General features: G+C 62.4%; 21 protein-coding genes. 4 read left to right on the top strand and 17 right to left on the bottom strand.

Translation table 11 applies throughout. The features are described from left to right. Positions 1–40: 40 nt before the first annotated feature. Genes H096_RS11120 through iolC form a run of 6 tightly spaced genes read right to left on the bottom strand, consistent with a single transcriptional unit; the run spans position 41 to position 7,517 of the window. A complete protein-coding gene (locus H096_RS11120; protein ID WP_033898219.1) occupies positions 41–1,051 on the bottom strand; it encodes a Gfo/Idh/MocA family oxidoreductase in 1,011 nt (336 codons plus the stop codon). A gap of 19 nt (positions 1,052–1,070) precedes the next feature. Further along, a complete protein-coding gene (gene iolD, locus H096_RS11115) occupies positions 1,071–3,002 on the bottom strand; it encodes a 3D-(3,5/4)-trihydroxycyclohexane-1,2-dione acylhydrolase (decyclizing) (protein ID WP_033898218.1) in 1,932 nt (643 codons plus the stop codon). A 10-nt stretch (positions 3,003–3,012) separates the two neighbouring features. Then, positions 3,013–3,828 carry a TIM barrel protein gene (locus tag H096_RS11110; protein ID WP_033898213.1) on the bottom strand — a complete coding sequence of 272 codons (816 nt, stop codon included), beginning with the start codon at positions 3,826–3,828 and terminating at the stop codon, positions 3,013–3,015. A 29-nt stretch (positions 3,829–3,857) separates the two neighbouring features. Next, positions 3,858–4,646: a 5-deoxy-glucuronate isomerase gene (gene iolB / locus H096_RS11105; RefSeq protein ID WP_033898212.1), complete on the bottom strand. Its 789-nt coding sequence runs from the start codon at positions 4,644–4,646 to the stop codon at positions 3,858–3,860. Positions 4,647–4,649: 3 nt separating this feature from the next. Beyond that, entirely contained in the window at positions 4,650–5,537 is an 888-nt protein-coding gene (gene iolE / locus H096_RS11100; RefSeq protein ID WP_033898211.1) for a myo-inosose-2 dehydratase, read from the bottom strand. A 42-nt stretch (positions 5,538–5,579) separates the two neighbouring features. Then, on the bottom strand, positions 5,580–7,517 hold the full coding sequence (iolC, locus tag H096_RS11095; protein ID WP_033898209.1) for a 5-dehydro-2-deoxygluconokinase: 1,938 nt from the start codon (positions 7,515–7,517) through the stop codon (positions 5,580–5,582). 284 nt (positions 7,518–7,801) lie between these two features. On the opposite strand from iolC, the gene H096_RS11090 reads away from it, so the two are divergent. After that, entirely contained in the window at positions 7,802–8,710 is a 909-nt protein-coding gene (locus H096_RS11090) for a MurR/RpiR family transcriptional regulator (protein ID WP_010211026.1), read from the top strand. On the opposite strand, the gene H096_RS11085 is transcribed toward H096_RS11090, so the two are convergent. From H096_RS11085 to H096_RS11065, 5 genes are all read right to left on the bottom strand, one after another. Beyond that, complete coding sequence (locus H096_RS11085; RefSeq protein ID WP_033898207.1) at positions 8,640–11,798, bottom strand: efflux RND transporter permease subunit; 3,159 nt, start codon at positions 11,796–11,798, stop codon at positions 8,640–8,642. The two genes, H096_RS11090 and H096_RS11085, sit on opposite strands and share 71 nt — an antisense overlap. Beyond that, positions 11,795–12,973 (bottom strand): efflux RND transporter periplasmic adaptor subunit, encoded by a 1,179-nt coding sequence (locus tag H096_RS11080; protein ID WP_033898206.1) that lies wholly within the window; start codon positions 12,971–12,973, stop codon positions 11,795–11,797. Before H096_RS11080 ends, H096_RS11085 begins: the two co-directional genes overlap by 4 nt. After that, a complete protein-coding gene (locus tag H096_RS11075; RefSeq protein ID WP_033898205.1) occupies positions 12,966–14,195 on the bottom strand; it encodes a TolC family protein in 1,230 nt (409 codons plus the stop codon). Before H096_RS11075 ends, H096_RS11080 begins: the two co-directional genes overlap by 8 nt. Before the next feature lie 96 nt (positions 14,196–14,291). Beyond that, a complete protein-coding gene (locus H096_RS11070) occupies positions 14,292–14,630 on the bottom strand; it encodes a hypothetical protein (protein WP_033898204.1) in 339 nt (112 codons plus the stop codon). Positions 14,631–14,860: 230 nt separating this feature from the next. Further along, a complete protein-coding gene (locus tag H096_RS11065) occupies positions 14,861–15,766 on the bottom strand; it encodes a hypothetical protein (RefSeq protein ID WP_033898203.1) in 906 nt (301 codons plus the stop codon). 290 nt (positions 15,767–16,056) lie between these two features. Here H096_RS11065 and H096_RS11060 point away from each other — a divergent pair, with 290 nt between their 5' ends. Then, on the top strand, positions 16,057–16,740 hold the full coding sequence (locus H096_RS11060) for a response regulator transcription factor (RefSeq protein WP_010211030.1): 684 nt from the start codon (positions 16,057–16,059) through the stop codon (positions 16,738–16,740). Then, complete coding sequence (locus H096_RS11055) at positions 16,718–18,109, top strand: HAMP domain-containing sensor histidine kinase (protein ID WP_033898199.1); 1,392 nt, start codon at positions 16,718–16,720, stop codon at positions 18,107–18,109. Before H096_RS11060 ends, H096_RS11055 begins: the two co-directional genes overlap by 23 nt. Positions 18,110–18,167: 58 nt before the next feature. On the opposite strand, the gene H096_RS11050 is transcribed toward H096_RS11055, so the two are convergent. The 3 genes from H096_RS11050 to H096_RS11040 are packed head-to-tail and all read right to left on the bottom strand — an operon-like array spanning position 18,168 to position 20,433. Further along, the gene (locus tag H096_RS11050; RefSeq protein ID WP_033898196.1) at positions 18,168–18,584 is read right to left on the bottom strand and encodes an SRPBCC family protein; all 417 of its coding nucleotides are present in this window, start codon (positions 18,582–18,584) and stop codon (positions 18,168–18,170) included. 29 nt (positions 18,585–18,613) lie between these two features. Further along, positions 18,614–19,411 carry an SDR family oxidoreductase gene (locus tag H096_RS11045; protein WP_033898195.1) on the bottom strand — a complete coding sequence of 266 codons (798 nt, stop codon included), beginning with the start codon at positions 19,409–19,411 and terminating at the stop codon, positions 18,614–18,616. 17 nt (positions 19,412–19,428) lie between these two features. Next, positions 19,429–20,433 (bottom strand): aldo/keto reductase, encoded by a 1,005-nt coding sequence (locus H096_RS11040; RefSeq protein WP_033898194.1) that lies wholly within the window; start codon positions 20,431–20,433, stop codon positions 19,429–19,431. A gap of 113 nt (positions 20,434–20,546) precedes the next feature. Here H096_RS11040 and H096_RS11035 point away from each other — a divergent pair, with 113 nt between their 5' ends. Beyond that, positions 20,547–21,440, top strand: coding sequence for a LysR substrate-binding domain-containing protein (locus H096_RS11035; RefSeq protein WP_033898193.1), 894 nt, complete (start codon positions 20,547–20,549; stop codon positions 21,438–21,440). Here H096_RS11035 and H096_RS11030 read toward each other — a convergent pair whose 3' ends face one another. The 3 genes from H096_RS11030 to H096_RS11020 are packed head-to-tail and all read right to left on the bottom strand — an operon-like array spanning position 21,441 to position 25,204. Then, positions 21,441–22,736, bottom strand: coding sequence for an FAD-binding oxidoreductase (locus H096_RS11030; protein WP_033898191.1), 1,296 nt, complete (start codon positions 22,734–22,736; stop codon positions 21,441–21,443). Next, positions 22,733–23,821, bottom strand: a complete 1,089-nt coding sequence (locus H096_RS11025) for a polyamine ABC transporter substrate-binding protein (protein WP_033898190.1) — start codon at positions 23,819–23,821, stop codon at positions 22,733–22,735. The genes H096_RS11030 and H096_RS11025 overlap by 4 nt, the downstream gene beginning before the upstream one ends. A 24-nt stretch (positions 23,822–23,845) precedes the next feature. Next, complete coding sequence (locus H096_RS11020; protein ID WP_033898188.1) at positions 23,846–25,204, bottom strand: glutamine synthetase family protein; 1,359 nt, start codon at positions 25,202–25,204, stop codon at positions 23,846–23,848. Positions 25,205–25,281: the final 77 nt, after the last annotated feature.

Here is a 25,281-nt window from a genome sequence, read left to right as displayed (position 1 = left end):
CCGCTCCCACACTGATTGCATTCCACCTGTGCGATGGTGATCAGCCGTAGAAGTGCGGACGATCCGGCAGGCTCACCTTCACAATCTGCTCACTGTTCTGCGCCTCGATGCACGCATCCGCCGCCACCGCCGCGGCAAAGCCATCCCAGGCCGAGGGCCCACCGACCTGGCCGGCACGTACGCTGTCGATAAACGCCTGCAACTCCACGTCATAGGCCCCGATAAACCGGTCCTTCCAATCCATCAGGATCGCGTTGGACAGCTTCGCGCCACTGCGCAGTTGCACCTGGGACGGCTCCGGCAGCTTGGCGATGCCGGTCTCCCCCACCACTTCGCACTGGATGTCGTAGCCGTACTGACAGTTCACGAACACTTCCACATCAATGCGCGTGCCCTTGGCGGTTTCCAGCAGCACGATCTGTGGGTCGCGCAGGTGGGCCAGGGCCTTGCTGGATTTGCGCGGGAATACCACCTGCACCGACACGTAGTCGTCGTTGAGCAGCCAGCGCAACACATCCAGCTCGTGGATCAGGGTGTCGGTGATCGCCATGTCGGTCTTGTAGTTCTCGCCCACCGTCGGGTTGCGGTGCGCGCAGTGCAGCATCAGCGGCTCGCCGATCTGGCCGCTGTCGATCACGGCTTTAAGGGCGCGATAGCCTTCGTCGTACGGGCGCATGAAGCCGACTTGCACCAGGCGCTTGCCGAACGCCACTTCGGCATCGACGATCTTGCGGCAGCCTTCGGCGGTGACCGCCAGGGGTTTTTCGCAGAACACCGGTTTGCCGGCGGCGATGGCGGCGAGCACGAACTCTTCGTGGCTCGGCCCCCAGGAGGTGACGAGTACCGCTTCGACTTCCGGGCAATTGATCAGCGCATGGCCGTCGGCGTATACCTCGGCACTGATATTCAAGTCAGCCACCACCTTGGCGGCCTGCTCCAGGTTGATGTCGGTCACCGCTACTACCTGGCTGTTGAGCAAGGTCTGGCTGCAACGACGGATATGGTCCCGGCCGATAGCGCCTGTACCGATGACACCGAGCTTCAAAGACATACAAACACTCCTCTTTTTATTAGTACTGCCGGGCCTTCGCCAGGTGTTCATTGAGTTTTTTTGCGGCGGCATTTGTGCGCTCGCTGGTGGAGACCTGCGCCACGCCCACCCGCCACCACGACAGGTAGCCGTGGATCATGGTTTTAGGCAGCACCTTGATGTCGATCAGCGTCGACACCGTCTGCGTACGCGCATCGGCCAGCGCGGCGCGCAACTGTTCCACGTTGCTGACCTTGTAGGTCTTGCAGCCATAGGCCGCTGCGCTCATGGCGAAGTCCACCGGCACCAGGCCACCGTCGAGCTTGCCGCTCTCGGGGTTGCGGTAGCGGAACTCGGTGCCAAAGCTGTCCATGCCGTTGCCGATCTGCAGGTTGTTGATGCAGCCGAAGGCCATGTTGTCGAGCAGCACCACGTTGATCTTGCGGCGCTCCTGGATCGAGGTAGCCAGCTCCGAGTGCAGCATCATGTAGGAGCCGTCACCGACCAGGGCGTAGACCTCTTTGCTCGGTTCGGCGAGTTTCACGCCCAAGGCGGCGTTGATCTCGTAGCCCATGCACGAATAACCGTACTCGACGTGGTAGGTGTTCACGCCCTTGCTGCGCCAGGCGCGTTGCAAATCACCGGGCAGGCTGCCGGCGGCGGCGACGATGATGGCGTCGTCGGCCAGGGTTTCATTCAGCACGCCCAGCACGCGGCTTTGGGTCAGGCACGAGCCGGTCAGCTCGATAAATTCACGCAGCACCGCGCGGTCCAGGAGGTCGTCGACCTCAGGCACAAAAACGTCGCCGGCATATTCGACCTGATGCACCCGATCCACTTCGGCCTCCAACTGCGCCTTGGCCTCGCTGATCTGCCCGCCCCAGCCGGAACGGTAATCGCCCAGGGCATCCGCCAGTGCTTCCAGGGCGACTTGGGCGTCGGCCAACACCTGCACGCCGTCCAGTTTCAGCGCGTCGCAGGGGCTGATATTGAGGTTGAGAAACTTGACGTCGGCATGCTTGAACAACGACTTGGATGAGGTGGTGAAATCGGTGTAGCGCGTGCCGATACCAATGATCAGGTCAGCCTCGGGCGCCAGCAGGTTCGCCGCCAGGCAGCCGGTTTCACCAATCCCGCCGACATTCAGCGGATGGCTGGACACCACGGCGCTCTTGCCCGCCTGGGTTTCCGCGAAGGGAATCTCAAAGCGTTCGGCAAAGGCTTGCAGCGCGGCATTGGCGCCGGAGTACTTCACCCCGCCACCGCAGATGATCAGCGGCTTGCGCTTGCCGCGAAACGCCGCCAGTGCATCACTGATCATCGCAGCCGTGGCCGGGCGACGGTCGATGCGGTGCACGCGTTTCTGTAGGAAGTAATCCGGATAATCCCAGGCCTCGGCCTGCACGTCCTGGGGCAACGCCAGGGTCACCGCGCCGGTCTCGGCCGGGTCGGTCAACACGCGCATGGCGTGGATGGCGGCGGTCATCAACTGCTCGGGGCGGTTGATGCGGTCCCAGTACTTGCTCACCGAGCGAAAGGCATCGTTGGTGCTGATGCTCAAGTCGTGGAACTGCTCGATCTGTTGCAGCACCGGGTCAGGCTGGCGGCTGGCGTACACATCGCCGGGCAGCAGCAACAACGGGATGCGGTTGGCCGTGGCGGTCGCGGCGGCGGTGAGCATATTGGCAGCACCAGGGCCTACTGAAGCCGTGCACGCGTAGATCTTGCGGCGCAGGTGCTGCTTGGCGAAACCGATGGCAGCGTGGGCCATGCCCTGCTCGTTGCGGCCCTGGTGCACCACCAGGTCGCCGGCATCCTGCTCCAGGGCCTGCCCCAGCCCCAGCACGTTGCCGTGGCCGAAAATCGTGAACACCCCGGCGACGAACTTGCTCTGCACGCCGTCGACTTCGATGTATTGGTTATCCAGGAACTTCACCAGGGCCTGGGCCATGGTCAATCGTGTGGTGGTCATCTCGCGCCCCTTATCGTTTCTGCAGGTGGGCGATGCTTGCCCCCAACGCCTGCTGGATATCCGCCAATGCATGCACGCTCTCGGCAAACGGTTCGAACGACAGGTAGCCGCTGTAGCCGGTGCTGAGCAAGGTGTCGATCTGCGCGGCGTTGCCCAGGATGTCGCCCTCGCCCACCAGCACGCGATGGCCGTCACGAATCGAGCTGAGCGGCGCCTCGCTATCGTCCACACCGGAGATATGCACCAGCCCGGTCAGTTCCGGGAAGAACTCGTGTTCGCTGGCCAGGTGATGATGGAAGGTGTCATGCACCAGGCGGAACACATCCAGGCCGCCAATGGATTTGATCGCCTCCACCGCCACACGCTTGCGTCGCAGGGCGCATTCTTCAAAACCCAGGGGCTCGATAAAGCCGAGAATCCCGTAGTCGCGCAGGATCGGCGCCAGCTCGCTCAAGGCCGTGCGCAAACCGGCGGCACGCTGGGCTTCGTTGCGCGTGTCGCCCGGTTCATTGAGCGGGCACATCACCAGGCCCTGGGCCCCGCATTCACGGGCGTAGGTCGCCAGTTTGATCGCCTGGGCCCGGCGTTCGTCGTTCCACACATCAAAGGGGTACAGCGCGTTGATCGACAGCACGGTGATGCCCTGCACCGCGCACAGTTCGCGCACGCGGCTGGCCGGGGTGCCGAATTCGATCTGCTTGTCGGCCAGGTCATTGCGGATCTCGATGGCATCGCACTTGAGCGTTGCAGCCAACTGGATGAAATCCGGCAGGGACAGATGGGGAGCAACCATGCGGTTAAGGGCGAAACGTAGAGGCGACTTCATTTATTGTTGTTCTCCGTCCAAACCGCTGATTAGAGGTCCAGCAGCCAGCTGTGCTGCGGGTCGTTGTGGAAATGCCAGGCACGCTTGGGGCCGGCCATCACGTTCAGGTAATAGGATTCGTAGCCATAGGGCACGCTGACTGGGTGATACCCCTTGGGCACCACCACCAGGTCGCTGTTTTCCACGGCCATGGCCTGGTCGATGCTGCGGTCGTCGGTGTAGACGCGCTGGAACACGAAGCCCTGGGGCGGGTTGATCTGGTGGTAGTAGGTTTCTTCCAGGAAGCTCTGGTGCGGCAGGTCGTCGGTGTCGTGCTTGTGCGGCGGGTAGCTCGATGAATGCCCGGACGGCGTACGCACTTCCACCACCAGCAGCGAGTGGGCCGGCTCGCTGTCGGGCAGGATGTCGCACACGTAGCGGGTGTTGGCGCCCTTGCCGCGAACGCTGCGCTTGCAGTTTTCGGGGCGGATCAGGCGAGGTTCGTAGCCCTCTGCGCCCGGCGCGGCGCACACGGCAATCTGTACGTCGCTCAACGCGGTGACCTGGGCATCGGTGCCCGGCGGCAGGTAGGCGGCGAACGGCGATTTGTCTTCAAACACCGATTGGCGATCACCCAGGTTCTGCCAGTTGAAGCCTTCGCCTTCGATGTTCACCCGGCCGCTGAGCAGCACCAGGCACAGTTCTTTATCACCGGCGCTGACCGGCAGGGTTTCCCCCAGGCTCAGGCGGTAGGCGCAAAAACCCACGTACTCCAGGCGCCCGGCTTCCAGGGCGACCATGGTCTGGCCGCGTTTACTGCTTTTGACCAACAAGCTCATCACTCAAGTCCTCTCGTTGAGAAGCGCACGCAGGGTGTCGTAGCCTTTTTTCGCATAGATATAGCTGGGTGCCACCGCCGGATCCTGCTCGGCTTCCACCACCAGCCAGCCCTCGTACTGCGCGGCCAGTAGCACATCAAGCAATTGCGCGAAGTCGATATCGCCATCGCCGGGCACGGTGAAGGTGCCGTTGACGATGCAGTCGGGAAAACTCCACATCTGGTTGCGCGCCAACTGCACCACAGGTTTGCGCACGTCCTTGAAATGCACATGGCAGATGCGGTCGATGTGTTTGCGCAGCACCTCGATAGGCTCACCGCCGCCCATGTAGCAGTGGCCCGAATCGAACAGAAGGCCGACTTCAGGACCGGTGCGGCGCATCAGTTGGTCGATGTCTTCCGGGGATTCAACATAAGCGCCCATGTGGTGGTGGTACGCCAGGCGCACGCCCTGGGACAGGGTGAAGCGCGCCAGTTCAGTGAGCTTGTCGGCGTAGTCCTGCCAGGCCTGTTCGCTGTGAAAACGTGGGCGTTCGATCAGGCGGATGCGCGAGCCCTGGATCGAATCGGCCACCTCGCCGTAGACCAAGACCTTGGCGCCATTGTGCTTGAGCAACTCGACATGCCCGGCGATGGCCTCGATTTCTTCGGCCACCGAGCGCCGGGCCAGGCGGCTGGAGTACCAGCCGGAAACCAGCGCCAGGTCATAGGGGCGCAACACATCGCCGACGCCCTTGGCGTCCTTGGGGAATTTGCCGTTGAGTTCAAAACCTTCGTAGCCGATTTCCTTGCCTTCGCTCAGGGCGGTGCTCAAGGGCGTTTCACCGCCCAGGGCCGGCAGGTCGTCGTTGCTCCAGGAGATCGGGTTGATGCCAATTCGGATTGCGGGCATGGCTGCACCTTTTATTGTTTTTCAAAGTTGCCGGAAAGCGGTTCAGCGACGCGCAGTGCGCCAGGCGTTAATGAGTTGTTCGAAGGTGGCTTGCACCTGCTGGATCAAGGTCTCGTCATCGATCTCGCCCGCCATCCACGCGCGGCTCGGTTCCTGGAAGATCGTGCGGCCCACGGCAAAGCCACGGCAGGTGGTGCTCTGGCTGGCCTGCTGGAAGCCGTCGGCGAGAAATTCGGCCGACGCATTCAGGCCCAACAACACCACGCCACGGCAATACGGGTCGCGCTCCTGGATCAGTTCGTCGAGCTTCTTCCAGTCCTCGGCCGACTGCGCCTCGATCTTCCACCACGCCGGGTAGATACCCAGGTTGTACAGGCGCTTGAGGCTGCGGTAGAGCACGTCCGGGTAGGTGGACGGGTGATCCTTGGGCGGAATGACTTCCAGCAGCAGTTCATGGCCACTGACAATCGACGCCTCGTACACCGCCTTGAGTTGTGCTTCCTGTTCCAGGCGCAGCATCGGTTCGTCGTCCGGGTGGAATTGCACCAGGCACTTGATGATCTGTTCCTGGGGCCAGGCGATCAGGTTGCTGCCCACTGAACGCCCGTGTTCGAACGCCAGGGGGCGCGAGTTTTGCACTTCTACCGGGCGCGCGATCCACCAACCACGGCCACTGGCGGCGTTGAGCGCGTCCTGGCCGAAGCGTTGGTCGGCGAGCAGGCCGACGTCGGCTTCCACCCCTTGCTCGGCGAGTTTTTTCTCGACGCGTTCGATGGCCTGGATAAACAGTTGCTTGGCATCGCTGATGCGCGCCGGGTCCTGGCCGCCCTTTTGCGCCAGGTCAACCAGTTGCCAGCGGTGATCGAAGGCAAACACAAACAGTTGTTTCCAAGCCTTGCGCGGCACCGTCACGCGGTGCAGGCGTTGCAGGGTCACGTCCTGGTCCGGGCGGGTAATCGGCACGGGGCTGTTGAACAGGTATTCCAGCTCCGCCGGCGTCGGCATGGCCGGCGCGCAGGCGTGGCGGGAGACGACCAGGCCGCCGCAGGCATTGGCCAACTGGCTGCAACGCTCGTCACTCGCGTCGTTGATCCAGCCGCTGAGGAAACCCGACATGAACGCATCGCCGGCGCCCAATACGTTGAGCACTTCAACCCGCACACCGGGGTAGATGGCGCCGTCTTCCAGGCGCGCCGGGATGGCGCCGTGGATGACCGTGCAACCCTGCGGGCCGAGCTTGACCACCAGGGTCGCCGGGGTCAGTTCACGCACTCTGCGCAACGCGGCGAGTAAATCTTCACTGCCGCCCGCGATGAGGAATTCTTCTTCGGTGCCGACGATCAAATCAAAACGCGGCAGGATGGTCTGCACGTGCTGGCTGACATTCTGGTCAGCGACAAACCGGGTTTCACCATCGGCCTTGCCCGCCAGGCCCCACAGCACGGGGCGGTAGTCGATATCCAGCACACGCTTGACGTTGTGCTTGGCCGCGTAGTCCAGGGCCTGGATGCTGGCCTTGTACACGCCGTCGGTGGAGAAATGCGTGCCGGTGATCAGTAACGCCTTGCTGGAGGCGATAAAGGCTTCGCTGATGTCTTCGGCGCGCAGGGCCATGTCGGCGCAGTTTTCGCGGTAGAACACCAGGGGAAAGGTTTCGCGGTCCTTGAGGCCGAGCAACACCAGGGCGGTGAGGCGTTCCGGGTCGACCTTGATGCCGCTGACGTCACAGCCTTCACGGGCCAGGGACTCCACCAGGAAGCGCCCCATATGGTCGTCACCGACCCGGCTCAGCATCGCCGACTTGAGCCCCAGCCTGGCGGTGCCGAAGGCAATGTTGGCGGAAGAACCGCCGAGGTACTTGGCGAAGCTGGACACGTCCTCAAGCCGCGCACCCACTTGCTGCGCATAGAGGTCGACGCCCAGGCGCCCGAGGCAAATCAGATCCAATTGACGCCCACTGGCAAAACGAGTCTGGCCCATGCTGGCTCCTGTTATTTTTATCAGCCTGCGTTGCACCGACGTGGCGACGGCAAACGCTCTTGGTGGGAGCAGACTAGAACGTCCGGCGACGCCAATCAATATTTATTCCATATATTTTTTCATTGGAATATTTTTTCCATTAAGCTTGTACAGGGGCCATCCCACGACAGTGCATCGTTTCAGCAGGCCACGCCGGCCGTGATGCCGGGGTATTTTTTTGCGCCTACCCTGTAGACTTGCGCCACCCATCAGCGCAACAGACAAAAACGCCAGAAGGATTGCCCATGTCCCGCACCGATCCCGAGACCACCCTGGAAGACACTATCGCCAGCCCTCCGATCAATGCCGAGCGCCTGTTGCAGCTGATCACCGACGAATACGAGAGCCTGCCACGCCAGCTCAAGCGCATCGCCAGCTACATGAGCCAGCAGAGCGACCGGATCATGGTCGACCGCATCAGCGACATAGCCCGCGAGTGCGAAGTGCACCCGTCGGCCATCGTGCGCTTCTCGCAACGCTTCGGGTTCAGTGGCTTCAGTGAGATGCAGGCGTTGTTCCGCGAGGCCTACACCCACAAGACCACGCCGGTGCAGAACTACCAGCAGCGCATCCGCAGCATGATCGCCAACAAGTCGCAGAAGGCCAGCGGCGGCGACCTGGCGCGTGAGTGCGTCAACGCCACCTTGTCCGGTATCGAGCGCCTGGGGTTGGAGTTGGATGATGTCGCCTTCGACAAAGCCGTGGACCTGGTGGTCAACGCCGACAATATCTACGTGGTCGGCGTGCGCCGCTCTTTTGCGGTGGCCGATTACCTGGTCTACAACCTGCAGCACACCAACAAGCGTATTCACCTGATCTCAGGACTGGGCGGCAGTTATCGCGAACAGATGCGCAGCGTGCGCGCCAACGACTTGGTGATTGCCATCAGCTTTACGCCCTACGGCAAAGAGACCCAGCACTGTTTGCGGATTGCCCAGCATCATCAGGCCAAGACGTTGATCATCACCGACAGCAACCTGTCGCCCCTGGCCAAGCGGGCGAACGCGGTGCTGTTGGTGAATGAAGGTTCGTCGTTTGCCTTCCGCTCGTTGAGCGCCACCCTGTGCCTGTGCCAGGCGTTGTTTATTGCGGTGGCGTACCGGCTGGAGTTGAAGGTGGATGAGATTCATGAGCAGGTTGGCTTCGACGACTGAGCATCAACCGATAGGCCGCCGGGATCACAAACAGCGACAACAACGGTGCGGTGAGCATCCCGCCGATCATCGGCGCGGCGATGCGGCTCATCACCTCGCTGCCGGTGCCGCCGTCCAGCAGGATCGGCAACAAGCCCGCGATGATCACCGCCACCGTCATTGCCTTGGGCCGTACCCGCAGCACCGCGCCCTCGGTGATGGCGGCCAGCAAGTTCCCATCCTTGCGATCGGCCCAGGCGTTTTTCAGGTAGAGCAGCATGATCACGCCGAACTCCGCCGACACGCCGGCCAGCGCGATAAACCCTACGCCCGTGGCCACCGACAAGTTGAAGCCCAGCCCGTAAAGCAACCACACCCCGCCCGTCAGTGCGAACGGCAAAGTCGCCAGGATCAGCAGCGCTTCATCCGCCCGGCGAAAGGTCAGGTACAGCAGCACGAAGATGATCAGCAAGGTCGCCGGCACCACCAATTTCAGGCGTTGATTGGCCCGTTCCAGGAATTCGAACTGCCCCGAATAGCTGAGGCTCATGCCCGGTTGCAATTGCACCTGCTGGTTGATCGCTGCACGCAGGTCCTTCACCACCGACGCCAGGTCGCGATCACGCACGTCGATGTAGACCCAGCCGGAAGGCCGTGCGTTTTCGCTCTTGAGCATCGGTGGGCCGTCGCTCACCTTGACCTTGGCCACCGTGCCCAGGGTGATCTGGCTGCCGGACGGCGTGTAGATCGGCAAGTTTGCCAAGGCTGTCACCGAGTCGCGCCATTCCTTCGGGTAACGCAGGCTGATCGGGAAGCGCGCAAGGCCTTCCACGGTTTCGCCAATGGTTTCCCCGCCGATGGCACCCGACACAATCGACTGCACATCGGCGATGTTCAGTCCGTATTGCGCGGCCGCTGCCCGGTCGATATCCACGTCGATGTAGCGCCCGCCGGTGAAGCGTTCGGCCAAGGCTGAACTGACGCCCGGTACGCCCTTGGCGACCTTTTCCACCGCCTGGGTCACTGCGTCGATCTGCATCAGGCTGGTACCGGCGACCTTCACGCCGACCGGGCTTTTAACGCCAGTGGCAAGCATGTCGATGCGGTTGCGGATCGGTGGAATCCAGATGTTGGTCAAGCCCGGCACCTGCACCACGCGGTCGAGTTCCTTCACCAGTTTGTCCGGGGTCATACCCGGGCGCCATTGGTCACGGGGTTTTAACTCGATGGTGGTCTCGAACATTTCCAGCGGCGCCGGGTCGGTCGCGGTTTCGGCGCGACCGGCCTTGCCAAACACATGGGCGACTTCCGGCACCGTCTTGATCAGCCGGTCGGTGCGTTGCAGCAACTCACCCGCGGTTTGCGTCGACAGCCCCGGCAGTGCCGAGGGCATGTACAGCAAGTCCCCTTCGTCCAGCGGCGGCAAGAATTCACCACCCAGTTTCGAGATCGGCCACAGCGCACTGGCGACCACCAGCAACGCCACCACCAGGGTCAAACGCGGCCGACGCAGCACCGCCTCCAGCGCAGGCTGGTAGAGCTTGATCAGGCCACGATTGAGCGGGTTACGCTGCTCATCCGGGATGCGCCCACGAATCCAGTAGCCCATCAGCACCGGGATCAAGGTCACCGACAAACCGGCGGCCGCCGCCATGGCGTAGGTCTTGGTGTAGGCCAGCGGACCGAACAGCCGACCTTCCTGGGCCTGCAAGGTGAACACCGGAATGAACGACAAAGTGATGATCAACAGGCAGAAAAACAGCGCCGGGCCGACCTCCACCGCCGCGTCGGTCATGACCTTCCAGTGGTCTTCGCCCTTGAGTTCACGACCCGGATTGGCGTGGTGCCAGGCTTCGATTTTCTTGTGGGCGTTTTCGATCATCACCACCGCCGCGTCGACCATCGCGCCGATGGCAATCGCGATGCCGCCCAGGGACATGATGTTGGCGTTGATGCCCTGGAAGCGCATGACGATAAACGCGATCAACACCCCCACCGGCAGCGAGATGATCGCCACCAGGGACGAACGCAGGTGCCACAGGAATATCCCGCAGACCAGCGCCACCACCACTAACTCTTCCAGCAACTTGTGGCTGAGGTTGTCCACGGCGCGGTCGATGAGTTTGCTGCGGTCGTAAGTGGTGACGATCTCCACGCCGGGCGGCAGGCTGCTCTTCAGTTGCTCAAGCTTGGTCTTGACGGCGGCGATGGCCTCCCGCGCGTTCTTGCCACTGCGCAGGATCACCACCCCGCCCACGGCTTCGCCCTCACCGTCCAGCTCGCTCACGCCCCGGCGCAGGTCCGGGCCCAGCTGAATGCTTGCCACGTCGCCAAGCGTCACGGGCACATTATTCGCGTCCAGGCGCAAAGGAATCCCGCGAAAATCCTGCAGCGACTTGAGGTAGCCGGACGCCCGCACCATGTACTCGGATTCGCCCATGTTCAGCACCGAGCCGCCGGTTTCCTGGTTGGCTTTGCCGATGGCCTCCACCACCTGTGCCTGGGTGATGCCGCGATTGGCCAGGGCCAGCGGGTCGAGCTGCACCTGATACTGCTTGACCTGGCCACCGATGGTCGCGACTTCGGCCACATTGGGCAGGGTCTTGAGTTCGAACTTGAGGAACCAGTCCTGCAAGGCACGCAACTGCGCCAGGTCATGCTGGCCGCTGCGGTCAACCAATGCGTACTGGTAGATCCAGCCAACGCCAGTGGCGTCCGGCCCCAACGCCGGTTTAGCCGATGCGGGCAAGCGCGCCTGCAACTGGCTGAGGTATTCCAGTACCCGCGAGCGCGCCCAATACAAGTCGGTGCCTTCGTCGAACAGCACATAGACGTAGCTGTCGCCGAAAAAGGAAAACCCGCGCACGGTCTTGGCGCCCGGCACCGAAAGCATGGTGGTGGTCATCGGGTAGGTGACCTGGTTTTCCACGATCTGCGGCGCCTGGCCGGGATAGGGCGTGCGGATGATCACCTGCACATCGGAGAGGTCCGGCAATGCGTCTACCGGCGTGTTTTGCACCGCCCAGACGCCCCAGGCCGTGACAAACAACGTTGCGAGCACTACCAGAAAACGGTTGGCGACTGACCAACGAATCAATAAGGCGATCATGGTTGGATAATCCCGCGCAAACTGGCTTCAGAATCCAGCAGGAATTGACCGGACGCGACCACCTGCTGGCCTTCCTGCAAACCGCTGCGGATCACCGTCATCTCCTGGCTTTGCGCGCCGACCTCGACGTCCACCGGACGGTAATGCCCGCCCTCCTCAGCCAGCATCACCAACGTGCGTTTACCGGTACGGATCAACGCTTCGCTGGGCACTTGCAGCACGGATTGCGGGGAGGATTGCGCCAGACGCACCTGGGCGGTCATGCCGGGGCGCAAGGTGCCGTCTGTATTGGGCAGTTCAACGCGAACCTGCACGGTGCGGCTGTCGCCGGCAATCGCCGGCAGAATGGCACTGACCGCACCTTTGACGACTTGACCCGGCATCCCGACAAAGCGGCTTTCCACCGCCTGCCCCACAGCCAGGTCCGCACCTTGAGATTGCGGCACGGCGACCTGCAACCACAGGCGATCCAGGCCATTGATGCGCGCCAGGGTTTGCCCCGCCGCCATCGTCATGCCTTCGCGCACGTCCAGGGTTTGCACCACACCGCCGATGGGGCTGGTGACGGTCATTACTGATTGCGCACGGCCGCTGCGTTCCATTTGCGCGATCAATCCGGCGGGCATGCCGCTAAGGCGCAAACGCTGACGCGCTGCCGCCAACAAGCTCGCATCCGCGCTGCGGCGCAAGGCCAGGAATTCTTCCTGAGCCGCCGCCCATTCGGGTATCAACAGGTCAGCCAGAGGCGCGCCGGCCTTGAGCACGTCCCCCGGCGCGCGGTCATACACGCGCTCGACAAAACCACTGGCCCGCGTCTGTACTACGGCGACGTCGCGCTCATTGAAGGCGAGGATGCCGGAGAGGTCCAGTGTGGACGCCAACACGCCACGGGTGACCGTTGCCAGGCGCACACCGAGGTTTTGCGCCACACGGGGGTCAATCTGCACGGCGGCGCTGTCTGCGGCGCCTTCGGCGTAACGCGGCACCAATTGCATGTCCATGAAAGGCGATTTGCCGGGCTTGTCGAATTTCTGCTGTGGGTACATCGGGTCATACCAGTACAGCGCCGGTTTGTTGTCGGCCATGGCCGCGACCGGAGCCGGTGCCTGCGCCAGCCAGTAACCAGCGCCCAGGCCGCCGCCCAACAACGCCACTGCGAGGAGTCGATTAATCATGGGAAGCTTCTCCGTAGGCGAAATACAGCTGCGCGCCAACCAAGGCACGTTGCTCAAGGGCATCGATCTGTTTGAAACGGGCTTCGACCAGCTCACGGCGGGTACTGACCAGGTTGAGCAAGTCACCCTTGCCAGCGCGATAGCCGGCCAGGCTCAGTGCGACCTTCTCTTCGGCCAAGGGCACCAGGCTGTCCTGGCTGCGCTGCACGGCGCGGTCCAGGCGTTGGTATTGCGCCAGGTCATCATCCAGTTGCTGGGTGTGTTCGCGGGTGACCGCTTCGCGCTCGGCGTCCAGTTGATCCAGTTCGGCTTGCTTGGCGGCGATCCCTGGGTTTTGCCGGCGACCGGGGAAGATCGGCAGGTCAAAACTCAATTGCAGGCTGACCATATCGCCGTATTCACGGCCACGGTGCTGGTAATCCACTTCCCAACTCCAGTCCGACGTCTTTTGCGCCTTGGCTTCGCGCAACCGCGCTTCGGCTTCGCGGGTGCGCGGTGCAAAGGCTTGTAGCTCGGGGTGTTGATGCAGGTTATAACGCCCGTCGATGGGCCAGTTGGGCAACTGGCCGCTGGGTGCTTCATTGGCGGCCGGGCCGATCCAGCGCTTGAGCGCCGCTCGGGCCTGGGCGCGTTGCTGGGTCAGCTCGTCTTCACGCCCGGCCAGTTCGGCGGCTTCCTGTCGCGGTATCACCGCATCCGAAGGCTGACCGCGACCACCGGCCAGTTGCGCAAGCACGCTGTCTTGCAGCAGGCGGTTCTGCTGGTAGAAATCCTTGAACAAGGCCTCTTTGCGTTCCACCGCATAGGCACGGATCCAGGCCTGGGCCGTGGCCTGGCGCACGTTCAGGCGTTCGATCCGACCTTCAGCCGCGGTGCGTTCCACCGTGGCATCGGCCAGTTCGATACGCGCCTTGCGCTTGTCGCGGCTGGGCACCTGCTGTTGGATACCGATCATTTGTTCGGTCATGTCATCGCCATACAACGTGCCGCGATTGGGCCCACCGATGGGGAAGTTCTGCAGGCCAACCACCAGCTTCGGGTCGGGCAATTCACCCGCCGGGATCGCCGCCTGGGTCGCGGCCTGCAACTTGGCCGACTCAGCAGCGAGCGACGGTGCGTTGTTCTGCGCCAGGCGCAGGGCGTCGTCCAGGGTCAGCGCACTCGCCCACGCCGGCCACGCCAGCACGCCCACCACCAGGGCGCGCATGTAGAGGGGATTCATGTTGAAGATTCCTGTTCCGTTGCGCTGCGCGCCGCATTACGCGGCCCACAGCAAAGCCATCCCGATCAGGGGATGCGTCTTGAGGTGCAACAGGAATCAGGAACGGGGTGGGCGCCAGACGCCGGACGGCGTGCGGTCGGGGATGAAGTCCGAAGCGGCGCTGACGAGCAGCGGATGGGCCAGGGTCAACGGCGCCTTGAGCACCGGCAGGGACAGTTGCAACAGGCCGCCGGTCTTGCATTCCTGGCCGGGTTTGCAGGCCTTGCCATGATCGACGCCGTCCTGGCAGCAGTCCGGGTTCATGTCGGTCATCACCTGCATGTCCGACATCTTCATCGGGCAGGGTTCGGTGCTCGACGGCACACCCGCCATCCCGGTCAGGGGAAGCGTGAGGCTTAAAAGCATGACGAGGATGACGCGTAGAAGGCGGCTCATGGGGCGCGAGTCTAGCCAAGCGCGGGTTAAGCCGCTATTAACAATTGCGTGAGAACTCGGCCGTGATAGCGGATCTGGGCCAGGACCTTACAGCCAAAAGCCGCGCCTGTTGGTTAGGCGCGGCTTGGTTGGGGCGGCTATCAGTGCATGAAGATCGCGATCAGGATGATCACCGGAATAGGCACACCGAGGAACCAAAGCAGTAATGAGCGCATGATGTTCTCCTTGAATTAACGTACGAAGTGTTCGGTTTCGACATACACCACGGCATCGCGACGGCGACCGCCAAAGGTGGCTGCGAAGCTGGCGAAGAACGCGCCGATCAACAGGGCAACAAAGGTCCACAGCGAGGTATAGGCAGCGACCTTGGCGGCGGTATCAGCGGCTTGCTTGGCTTTGAGCTTGGCGTCTTCCACTGCTTTGCGGGCATCGCCGTAGACTTTATCGATACGCGCTTCGGCATCCGCCTGGCTGAGGTTGGTGCGCTGGCTGATCAACTGGGCCAGGTAGGCACGGTCTTCAGGGGCCAGTTGGCCGTCGTTGCTCAGGGTGCGGGTGAAGATGCGGGCAACTACACCATGGGCGGCGTCATCGCTGACGGCGACCGGGCGGTCGTCGCGGAACAGGCTGTCGACGTAGTAGTCGAAGTCGCCACCGTTGACGCCCTTGGCAGCACTGCCGGCGGCTTGGGTGATGCCGCTGGCCGCACCGGCTGCAACGCTGGCACCGGCTTTCACGCCGCCGCTGACGACACTGCTGACCGAACCGACCACCAGTACCGCAGTGATCAAGGTGGCCACAGCCCAGGCCAGGAAACCATGGGCGGTGTCGCGGAAGTACACCTCATCGCCGTGCATATTCGCCCACTTCACCCGCAACCGGCCGGCGATGTAACCGCCCAGCCCGGACGCGACAATCTGGATGAATGCCAGCCAGACAATCGTGGAAATGCCAAGCCCCTTGGCACTGATACCGCTGTCAGCCCACGGCGACACCGCCGAAAAGCCCAGGCCGAAGCCCAGCAATACTAGGATCAGTGACAATGCGGCCGCAGCGGCCGCCCCGGCAAAAATCGCCCCCCAGGAAACCCCGGAGAGCGCGCTCGACTCTTGCAGCGTGGATGAGGATGTGATCATTGTTGTTGTGCTCCAAGGCAGAAAAATAGTGTTACAAGTCTCAAAAGGGACAGTGCAGGCACCATGCCAGTCGCCACAAAAATAAATATCCATATATTTCAACAGGTTAAATAACTTGAACTTCCTAGGACCATGCAAGTTGCAAGAAAGGCCAGTGGCAGGCGGGCGTTATGCATTCCCGAAGGCCAATGTGGCGGTTTTGCCAACATGAAGTTTTATTTAGGAAGCGTTCAGCCATTTCTTGGCAAAATGCCCGTACTTCTAGTGTGAATCGCTCACCAGGTAATCCTATGACCCGTATTTTGACCATCGAGGATGACGCCGTAACGGCCCGCGAAATCGTCGCCGAGCTGAGTAGCCATGGACTGGATGTAGATTGGGTAGACAACGGCCGCGAAGGCCTGGTCCGCGCCGTGAGTGGCGATTACGACCTGATCACCCTCGACCGCATGCTGCCGGAACTCGATGGGTTGGCCATCGTCACCACGCTGCGCACGATTGGTGTGTCGACGCCGATCCTGATGATCAGCGCCCTCTCCGACGTAGATGAGCGTGTACGCGGCCTGCGTGCCGGCGGTGATGATTACCTCACCAAGCCGTTCGCTTCGGATGAAATGGCCGCCCGCGTCGAAGTGCTGCTGCGGCGCAAAAGCACGGTCCAGGAATTCGAAACCGCCCTGCGCGTGGCCGACCTGGAGCTGAACCTGATCAGCCGCGAAGCCAGCCGCGCCGATCAGCCCCTGAGCCTGCTGCCCACTGAATACAAATTGCTGGAGTTCCTGATGCGCAACACCGGGCAGATCCTGTCGCGGATGATGATCTTCGAGGAAGTCTGGGGCTATCACTTCGACCCCGGCACCAACCTGATCGACGTGCACATCGGCCGTCTGCGCAAGAAGATCGATCCACCGGGCCTCACGCCGCTGATCCGCACGGTACGAGGTTCCGGTTATGTCATTGCTGAACCCCTCTAAGGGCTGGCGCTCTTCCAGCAGCCGTTTGCTGGCGCTGTACAGTTCGTTGTTCGTGGCGTGGAGCTGCATCCTCATGGGGGTGCTGTATTACGAGGTGTCGGGTTACCTGGGCGACCTGTCGCGCCATTCCCTGATGCAGCGCCAGCACTTGTTCCAGCGCTTTGACGGTGAGGAACTGGTGGAGGCCCTGACCACCAGCATGACCTTCGACATGAAGGGCGTGGACGCCTACGGTTTGTTCGACGAGCAATTCCGCCCGTTGAGCGGGCCGATCCGCGCAGTGCCGCCCGACCTGCCGCTGGACGGCAAGATCCACGCCCTGGCCAATTGCGTCGACTCCGACGACCCCAAGTTGCCCAAGGACAGCTGCGACGCTGTCGCCACCCATACCGAAGACGGCCGCTGGCTGGTGCTGGTGCGCGCCAACGGTTCGCTGTTTGGCGTGACCCGGATCATCTGGCATGCCCTGCTGTGGGCGCTTTCGTTGACGATTATCCCCGGCGCTGCCGGCTGGCACTTATTGCGTCGACGCCCGTTGCGGCGAATTCGCGGGATCCAGGCCAGCGCCGAAGCCATCGTCGCCGGCGACCTGACTCACCGTCTGCCGCTGTCGAACCGACGCGACGAACTGGACATGCTCGCAGCCATCGTCAACGCCATGCTGGATCGCATCGAGAAGCTGATGAACGAGGTCAAGGGCGTGTGCGACAACATCGCCCACGACCTGCGCACCCCGCTGACACGCCTGCGTGCGCAGCTGTACCGGATCAAGCAGGAGGCCGAGGCGGAATCGGACTACGCGGTGAAACTGGATGACGCGATTGCCGAAACCGACACCCTGATGGCGCGCTTTCGCGGGCTGTTGCGTATCTCCGAACTGGAAGACCACCAGCGTCGCTCCGGCTTTTTGGTCATGGACCCGTTGCCGCTGTTGCGCGAGCTGCACGACTTCTACCTGCCCCTGGCTGAAGAAGGCGAACTGCAATTGCGCCTCGAAACCCCGGAATCCCTGCCGTGGATCACCGGCGACCGTGCCCTGCTGTTCGAGGCCCTGGCCAACCTGTTGAGCAACTCGATCAAGTTCTCCCCGCCGGGCGGCGAAGTGATCTTGCGCGGGGTCAATGATGGGGGTAGCACGCGCATTGAAGTGCACGACTCCGGCCCCGGCATACCCGCGGCGGAACGTGACGCGGTGTTCCAGCGCTTCTATCGCGTGGATGAAAGCGACCAGCAAGGCGGGTTCGGGTTGGGCTTGTCGATCGTGGCGGCGATCATCAACTTGCACGGGTTCAAGTTGGAGGTCGGTACCAGCGAGCAAGGCGGTGCCAGATTAGTCCTGGAATGCCGCCAGCAGCTTATGCCTGAATAACACAAGCACCACAAAACCCTGTAATAGCCGGCAAGCCGGCTCCTACAGGGGACGCGGATCAGCCTGGAAAATTGGCGCGCAACGCCTCCAACCCTCCGCTGTAGACCCCGGTAAACAACTCCTCCACCGCCGCATCCGAAGTCCCCGCCGCCGGTGTGAACACACCCGACCAGGTCACTTTCGCCGACGATTCGGTCAAGGCCTCAACCTGCAACGTCGCCAGGTACGCACTCACCGGGAACGGAGACTGCTCGATGGTGTAGCTGTAGGTACGCCCGACGTTGTCAAAACTCTGCAACCGCTCCACCACCACACCGCCGTCGGCAGTTTGCAGGTGACGCACGCGGCCGCCGTCGCTTGGCTCGCTTTTGACAATGAACGGCAGCCAGTCCGGCAGGCTGTTGAAGCCGCCGACCAATTGCCAGACCTGATCGGCCGACACCGGGATTTCAATTACAGAAGACGCTGTTGCCACGTTAATTACTCCAGAAAATGAAAAACAATTCAGATGGCCATGCTGTCGACCACACCACCGTCGACCCGCAACGCGGCACCGGTGGTGGCAGATGACAGGGGTGAAGCAATGTACGCCACCAGGTTGGCGACTTCATCCACATTTGCCGCGCGCTGGATGATCGAGGTCGGCCGTGCGTTACGCACAAACACATCCGCCTCGTCCCGCGCACTGCGCCCGGATTGTGCGGTGGCGTCCTTGAGCATCTGCTCAAGGCCGTCGGTGAAGGTCGGCCCAGGCAACACCGCGTTTACCGTCACGCCGGTGCCCGCCAAGCGCTTGGCCAAACCATGGGACACCGCCAGGTTGGCGCTCTTGGTCACGCCGTAGTTGATCATGTCCGCCGGGGTCGCCACGCCGGACTCCGACGACAGGAAAATCACCCGCCCCCAGCCCTGCTCGACCATGCCCGGTGTGTAATGCCGCGCCAGGCGCACGCCGGAGATCACATTGACCTCATAAAAGCGTGTCCATTCGCTGTCCGGGGCCTCAAAGAAATCCACATCGTTGAAGATGCCCAGGTTGTTGACCAGGATGTCGGCACGCGGTTCGGCGGCGAAGAGTTTTTCTGCACCGTCGGCCGTCCCGAGGTCCGCCACCAAACCACGCAGGTCCGCGCCGGGAACGGTCTGGCGGATGCTCGCCAAGGCGTCATCCACCTTGCCCGCGTCGCGCCCGATCACCACCACCGTGGCGCCGGACTGCGCCAGCGCCTGGCTGATGCCCAGGCCAATTCCAGCGGTGCTGCCGCTGACAATCGCTACTTTGCCGCTTACATCAATTTTCATGGTTGAAACTCCTGAGGTTAAAGCGGCAGTGGTGCGCGATCCGAAATCAATCGGGCATTGCGCAGGGCCTGCCAGAAGGCTGCCGGGATCTTTTCTGACAACGCTGCAACGTCTTCGGCAATCCTGCCCGGACGGCTGGCACCCGGAATTACCGCTGCCACGGCCGGATGGGCCAGGGAGAATTGCAGCGCGGCGGCTTTCACACTCACGCCGAATGCCTGGGCGATCGCCTTGATCTGCTCGACCTTGCTGATGATCGCCGGGCTGGCTTTCTGGTACTCGAAGTGCGCGCCACCGGCAAGGATGCCGGAGCTGTAGGGGCCACCGACGACGATTTCGACGTTCTGCGCCAGGGCCGCGTCCATCAAGCGTTGCAGGGCGCGATCGTGGTCCAGCAGAGTGTAGCGGCCAGCCAGCAAAAAGCCGTCGGGCTGCGCGTCCGTCAGGTCCAAGGTCAATTCGCACGGCTCGACGCGGTTCACACCCAGGCCCCAGGCCTTGATCACGCCCTCTTCGCGCAGGCGGGTCAGCACTTTGAAAGCGCCGGTGCGGGCCTGGTTGAAGTACTCCAGCCACTGGTCGCCGTAGAAGTCCTGGGCGATGTCGTGAATCCATACGATGTCCAGGCGATCGGTGTTCAGGCGGGTCAGGCTGTCTTCGATGGAGCGCAAGGTGGCATCGGCGCTGTAGTCGTTGAGCATCTTGTTCGGGCGGCCGTGTTCGAACACGCCGCTTTTTTCGCCGAGATCACGGGCGCTGTCTTCGACTTCGTCGAGGATCACCCGGCCGACCTTGGTGCTGAGTACGAAGTCGTCGCGGTTGTACTGCGACAGCGCTTGGCCCAGGCGGATTTCCGAGAGTCCCGAGCCGTAGAACGGCGCGGTGTCGAAGTAACGCACGCCGGCGTTCCAGGCGGCCTCCACGGTGGCCAGGGCCTCGTCTTCAGGAATGGCGCGGAACATGTTGCCCAGCGGTGCGGTGCCAAAGCCGAGCTGGCCTGGGAGTTTGTCTTTCAAGCTCATGGTGGATCCTCAATGGGTTCAGGGGTCGCTGTGACCGTTGAGCAGATCCTAGATTGCAGAGATCGGACCGTCCAAGACATACTGCGACCAACTTGAGTCCTTGTAGGTCTAACATGATCGATCTCCGCCAACTGCGCTACTTCGAAGTGGTCGCCGAAGAAGAACACGTCGGCCGTGCTGCCGAACGCCTGCACATCTCCCAGTCGCCGCTGAGCCGACAGATAGCCCAGCTGGAAGAGCGCCTGGGCCTGACCCTGTTCGAACGCAGCCAGCAACGCATCCGCCTGACCCGTGACGGCCAGACCTTCCTGGCTGAAACCAAAGCGCTGCTGACCCATGCCAATCGCCTGGAGTCCCTGGGCAAGCGCCTGGGCCGTGGCGAAGAAGGTGGGCTGTGCATCGGCTACATCGAAAACGCCATGCATGCCGGTGTGTTGCCCAATGCCCTGCGCATTCTGCGCGACGACCGCCCCACCGTGCATATCAAGCTGTACAACCTGCCCTCTCTCGAACAACTGGAAGGCCTGCGTCAGCGCAGCCTGGATATCGCGCTGGTGAACGAGCCGCCGGCCGACGATGATCCCGACCTGATCGCACTGCAAGTATTGGATGACCCGATGCTGCTGGCCCTGCCTGAACACCACCCATTGGCACGCCAAAGCGAGCTGCTGCCCGAGCACCTGGCCGATCAGGAATGGATCGGCGTACAGCGCAAACCCGGCGCGCATCCAACTGACGACTTTATCGCCGCCTGCATCCGCGCCGGTTTCACCCCGCAGATCCCCATGGAAGCCGGTGAACCGTTTACCGCCTTGGGCCTGGTTGCTTCAGGCCTGGGCGTGGCGATGGTGCAAAAGGGCTTGAGCCGCAATGCCCCGCCCGGCGTGGTGTTGCGGGAGTTGCCGTGGCTGAGCTACACCACGCCGCTGTGGGCGGCGTGGCATCGGATCAACCTGCGGCCTCTGGTGGAAACCTTCAGGAAAGTACTGACCGAACCCGTCGGTTGATCAACCCATCAGCTCCTTTAACCGATACCACAACATCCCCAACGCCAACAGCGGCGAGCGCAACGCCTTGCCACCCGGAAACGTCATGTGTGGCACTTGGCTGAAAATATCCAGGCCCGTGCTGTGGCCGGCGTGGATACCTTCGGCCAGCAGCCTGGCGCACCAGTGGGTCACGTTCAGCCCATGCCCGGAATAGCCCTGGGCATAAAACACATTCGGGTACTGCTTCAACCGGCCCACCTGCGGAAAGCGGTTGGCAGTAATGCCGATCTTGCCGCCCCACTGGAACTCAATGGCGGTATGGGCCAGTTGCGGGAACACCTTGAGCATTTTCGGTTGCATATAGGCGGCGATGTCCGCCGGATCGCGGCCGGAGTAATGGCAAGCGCCGCCGAATAACAGACGGCGGTCAGCGGACAACCGGTAATAATCCAGGCCGACTTTCTGGTCGCACAGCGCGAGGTTCTGTGGGATCAACTGGTTGGCCATCGCCTCGGATAAAGGCTCGGTGGCGATGATATAACTGCCCGCCGGGAGCACCTTGCCGCTCAAGCGCGGCTCCAGTTCCTCCAGATGGGCATTGCACGCCAGCACCAGGTGGTCGGCACGCACGCTGCCGCCAGCGCAGCGCACCTGCACCCTGTCGCCGTGGATCAGCTCCAGCACTTCGGTGTGTTCGAAAATCCGCACCCCGAGGGATTCGGCCAACTGCGCCTCACCCAGCACCAGATTCAACGGGTGCAGATGCCCGGAGCCCATGTCTACCAAGCCGCCGGCATACACCGACGAGCCCACCACTTGCGGCATATCCTGCGGACCGACCAGGCGCGTTTCGTGGGTATACCCCAGCGCCGCCAGGTGCGCCTGCTCGCCTTTGAACGCAGCGAACTGCGCGGGCGTATTGGCTAATTCGCAAAAGCCCCAACGCAGGTCGCAGTCGATGTTGTGCTCACGAATACGCTCGCCCACCAACGCCACCGAGTCGATGCCGGCACGCTCCAGGTAACGCACGCCCTCCTCGCCCACGTATTTGGCGAAGCCCGACACGTCATGGCCGATACCGCGAATCAACTGGCCGCCATTGCGCCCGCTGGCGCCCCAGCCGATGCGCCGGGCTTCCAGCAGGATCACCGAGAGCCCACGCTGGGCCAGCTCGATGGCGGTATTCACACCGGTGAAGCCGCCGCCGATCACACACACATCGGCGGTCAGGTCGGCGCCCAATGCGGGGCGCTCCGTCAGGGCGTTGGCCGTGGCCCGGTAGTAAGACCGGGCGTGGTCAGTCGACGGCATCATTTGTTGGTCTTCACTTTGCTCCAGGCGCGGGTCATCAGGCGCATGGTCGCCGGGGTCGGCGTGGTGGAAATATAGAGTTTGTCGAGCACTTCCTGAGACGGGTACACCTCAGGGTTGTTCACCAGTTCCGGGTCCATGAACGCCTTGGCGGCCGGGTTGGCGTTGGCATACCCCACCGAGGCGCTGACCTTGGCGATCACTTCAGGGTCGAGCAGGTAGTTGATGAACGCGTGGGCTTCTTTCGGGTTGCTGGCGTCGGCGGGAATCGCCAGCAGGTCGAACCACAGGTTGGAGCCTTCCTTGGGAATCGAATAGGCGATGTTCACCCCATTCTTGGCTTCCTTGGCGCGGTTGGCGGCCTGGAACACGTCGCCGGAATAACCGAAGGCCACGCAGATATCACCGTTGGCCAAATCCGAGATGTACTTGGAAGAATGGAAGTAGGTGATGTACGGCCGCAACGTCAGCAATTTGGCCTCGGCCTGCTTGTAGTCCTCGGGGTTCTCGCTGCGCGGGTCCTTGCCCATGTAGTTGAGGATCGCCGGGAACAGCTCGTCCGCCGAGTCGAGGAAGGCCACGCCGCATTGGTTGAGTTTCTTGATGTTCTCGGGCTCGAACAGCACCGCCCACGAATCGATATGGTCGATGCCCAGCACCTGCTTGACCTTGTCGACGTTATAGCCGATGCCATTGGTGCCCCACAGGTAGGGCACCGAGTGCGCATTGCCCGGGTCATTTTTTTCCAGCAGCTTGAGCAGCTTGGGGTCGAGGTTCTTGAAGTTGGGCAGTTGCGCGCGGTCGAGCTTGAGGAACGCACCGGCCTTCACCTGGCGTGCCAGGAAGTGGTTGGACGGCACCACCACGTCATAACCGGTGCGCCCGGCGAGCAACTTGCCCTCCAGGGTTTCATTGGAGTCGAACACGTCGTAGATCGGCTTGATCCCGGTCTTGGCCTGGAAGTCGGCCAGGGTGGTCTCGCCGATATAGTCGGTCCAGTTGTAGACGCTGACCGTCGGCGCCGCCTGGCTGGCGCTGCTGAATGCGGCCACCAGGGCCAGCGGGAGAAGCTGTTTCACAAGACGCATATCGACACCCCTTTTTTGGTTTTTTTAGACGCTCAACAGCAGGAACTCACGCTCCCAGGAACTAATCACCCGCTTGAAATTCTCGTGCTCGGCGCGCTTGACCGCGACGTAGCCCCGCACGAATTTGTCGCCCAGGTACTGCTTGACCGTATCGCAATCCTCCATGCGTGCCAGCGCATCTTCGAGGGTGAACGGCAGGCGCAGGTTGCGGCGCTCATAGGCACGTCCTTCCACTGGCGCGCTGGGTTCGATCTGCTCGATCATCCCGAGGTAGCCACACAGCAGACTAGCCGCAATCGCCAGGTAGGGATTGGCGTCGGCGCCGGGCAAACGGTTCTCCACGCGCATGGCGTCGGGGCTGGAGGTGGGCACGCGCAGGCCAACGGTGCGGTTCTCTTCGCCCCACTCGACGTTGACCGGTGCCGAAGTGTCCGGCAGGAAGCGACGGAACGAGTTCACGTTGGGCGCAAACATCGGCAGCAGCTTGGGGATGTATTTCTGCAAGCCGCCGATGTGGTGCAGGAACAGCGGACTCTTGTTGCCGTCAGCGTCGACGAACACCGGCTTGCCGGTGGCGATGTCGACCACGCTCTGATGCAGGTGCATGGCGCTGCCCGGCTCGTCGGCCACCGGCTTGGCCATGAACGTGGCGGCGACGTTGTGCTTTAGCGCTGCCTCGCGCAGGGTGCGCTTGAACACAGTGATCTGGTCAGCGAGGTCGAGGGCATCGCCGTGGCGGAAGTTGATTTCCATCTGCGCCGGGCCGTCTTCGTGGATCAACGTGTCGAGGTCCAGGCCCTGGGCTTCGCACCAGTCGTAGACGTCTTCGAAGAGTGGGTCGAATTCGTTGGCCGCATCAATGGAAAACGACTGGCGACCGGTTTCGGCGCGGCCCGAGCGGCCTACTGGGGTTTTCAGCGGCAGGTCCGGGTCTTCGCAGCGCTGGGTCAGGTAGAACTCCATTTCCGGCGCGACGATCGGCTGCCAGCCCTGGTCGGTGTACAACTGCAGGACCTTCTTCAGCACGTTGCGCGGCGACAGTTCGATGGGGTTGCCCTGCTTGTCGAAGGTGTCGTGGATCACAATCGCCGTCGGCTCGATGGCCCACGGCACCACGTAGGTGGCGTTGGACACCGGGCGGCAGACCATGTCGATATCGGCCGGGTCGAGCAGGTCGTAGTAGATGTCGTCGTCGACAAAGTCCCCGGTTACCGTTTGCAGCAGTACACTTTCCGGCAGGCGCATGCCTCGCTCATGCAGGAACTTGTTGGTGGGTGCAATCTTGCCGCGTGCGATGCCAGTCAAATCACTGATCACGCATTCGACTTCGGTAATCTTGTGTTCTTTCAGCCAGGCGGACAGCTGATCGAAGGGGGCGTTCATAAGGACCTCGTCATGGGTTGGGTGCATGCGCCGGCTTGTACTCCTGGCGCATTGAGGTCTATCTTGATGCGCCGCCC

This window comes from Pseudomonas sp. FH1 (genome assembly GCF_000510895.2).
Classification (GTDB): domain Bacteria; phylum Pseudomonadota; class Gammaproteobacteria; order Pseudomonadales; family Pseudomonadaceae; genus Aquipseudomonas; species Aquipseudomonas azotoformans_A.
Note: the sequence above shows the minus strand (reverse complement) of the source record. Positions and strands in the feature narration are given on the sequence as shown.

What these genes read in the sequence shown, in the direction of transcription:
- H096_RS11070 (WP_033898204.1), bottom strand. Translation starts at nt 14,630, where the DNA reads ATGAGCCGCCTTCTACGCGTCATCCTCGTCATGCTTTTAAGCCTCACG.
- H096_RS11090 (WP_010211026.1), top strand. Translation starts at nt 7,802, where the DNA reads ATGTCCCGCACCGATCCCGAGACCACCCTGGAAGACACTATCGCCAGC.
- H096_RS11020 (WP_033898188.1), bottom strand. Translation starts at nt 25,204, where the DNA reads ATGAACGCCCCCTTCGATCAGCTGTCCGCCTGGCTGAAAGAACACAAG.
- H096_RS11065 (WP_033898203.1), bottom strand. Translation starts at nt 15,766, where the DNA reads ATGATCACATCCTCATCCACGCTGCAAGAGTCGAGCGCGCTCTCCGGG.
- iolD (WP_033898218.1), bottom strand. Translation starts at nt 3,002, where the DNA reads ATGACCACCACACGATTGACCATGGCCCAGGCCCTGGTGAAGTTCCTG.
- H096_RS11085 (WP_033898207.1), bottom strand. Translation starts at nt 11,798, where the DNA reads ATGATCGCCTTATTGATTCGTTGGTCAGTCGCCAACCGTTTTCTGGTA.
- iolB (WP_033898212.1), bottom strand. Translation starts at nt 4,646, where the DNA reads ATGAGCTTGTTGGTCAAAAGCAGTAAACGCGGCCAGACCATGGTCGCC.
- H096_RS11040 (WP_033898194.1), bottom strand. Translation starts at nt 20,433, where the DNA reads ATGAGCTTGAAAGACAAACTCCCAGGCCAGCTCGGCTTTGGCACCGCA.
- iolE (WP_033898211.1), bottom strand. Translation starts at nt 5,537, where the DNA reads ATGCCCGCAATCCGAATTGGCATCAACCCGATCTCCTGGAGCAACGAC.
- H096_RS11035 (WP_033898193.1), top strand. Translation starts at nt 20,547, where the DNA reads ATGATCGATCTCCGCCAACTGCGCTACTTCGAAGTGGTCGCCGAAGAA.
- H096_RS11030 (WP_033898191.1), bottom strand. Translation starts at nt 22,736, where the DNA reads ATGATGCCGTCGACTGACCACGCCCGGTCTTACTACCGGGCCACGGCC.
- H096_RS11110 (WP_033898213.1), bottom strand. Translation starts at nt 3,828, where the DNA reads ATGAAGTCGCCTCTACGTTTCGCCCTTAACCGCATGGTTGCTCCCCAT.
- H096_RS11080 (WP_033898206.1), bottom strand. Translation starts at nt 12,973, where the DNA reads ATGATTAATCGACTCCTCGCAGTGGCGTTGTTGGGCGGCGGCCTGGGC.
- H096_RS11060 (WP_010211030.1), top strand. Translation starts at nt 16,057, where the DNA reads ATGACCCGTATTTTGACCATCGAGGATGACGCCGTAACGGCCCGCGAA.
- H096_RS11075 (WP_033898205.1), bottom strand. Translation starts at nt 14,195, where the DNA reads ATGAATCCCCTCTACATGCGCGCCCTGGTGGTGGGCGTGCTGGCGTGG.
- iolC (WP_033898209.1), bottom strand. Translation starts at nt 7,517, where the DNA reads ATGGGCCAGACTCGTTTTGCCAGTGGGCGTCAATTGGATCTGATTTGC.
- H096_RS11120 (WP_033898219.1), bottom strand. Translation starts at nt 1,051, where the DNA reads ATGTCTTTGAAGCTCGGTGTCATCGGTACAGGCGCTATCGGCCGGGAC.
- H096_RS11055 (WP_033898199.1), top strand. Translation starts at nt 16,718, where the DNA reads ATGTCATTGCTGAACCCCTCTAAGGGCTGGCGCTCTTCCAGCAGCCGT.
- H096_RS11045 (WP_033898195.1), bottom strand. Translation starts at nt 19,411, where the DNA reads ATGAAAATTGATGTAAGCGGCAAAGTAGCGATTGTCAGCGGCAGCACC.
- H096_RS11025 (WP_033898190.1), bottom strand. Translation starts at nt 23,821, where the DNA reads ATGCGTCTTGTGAAACAGCTTCTCCCGCTGGCCCTGGTGGCCGCATTC.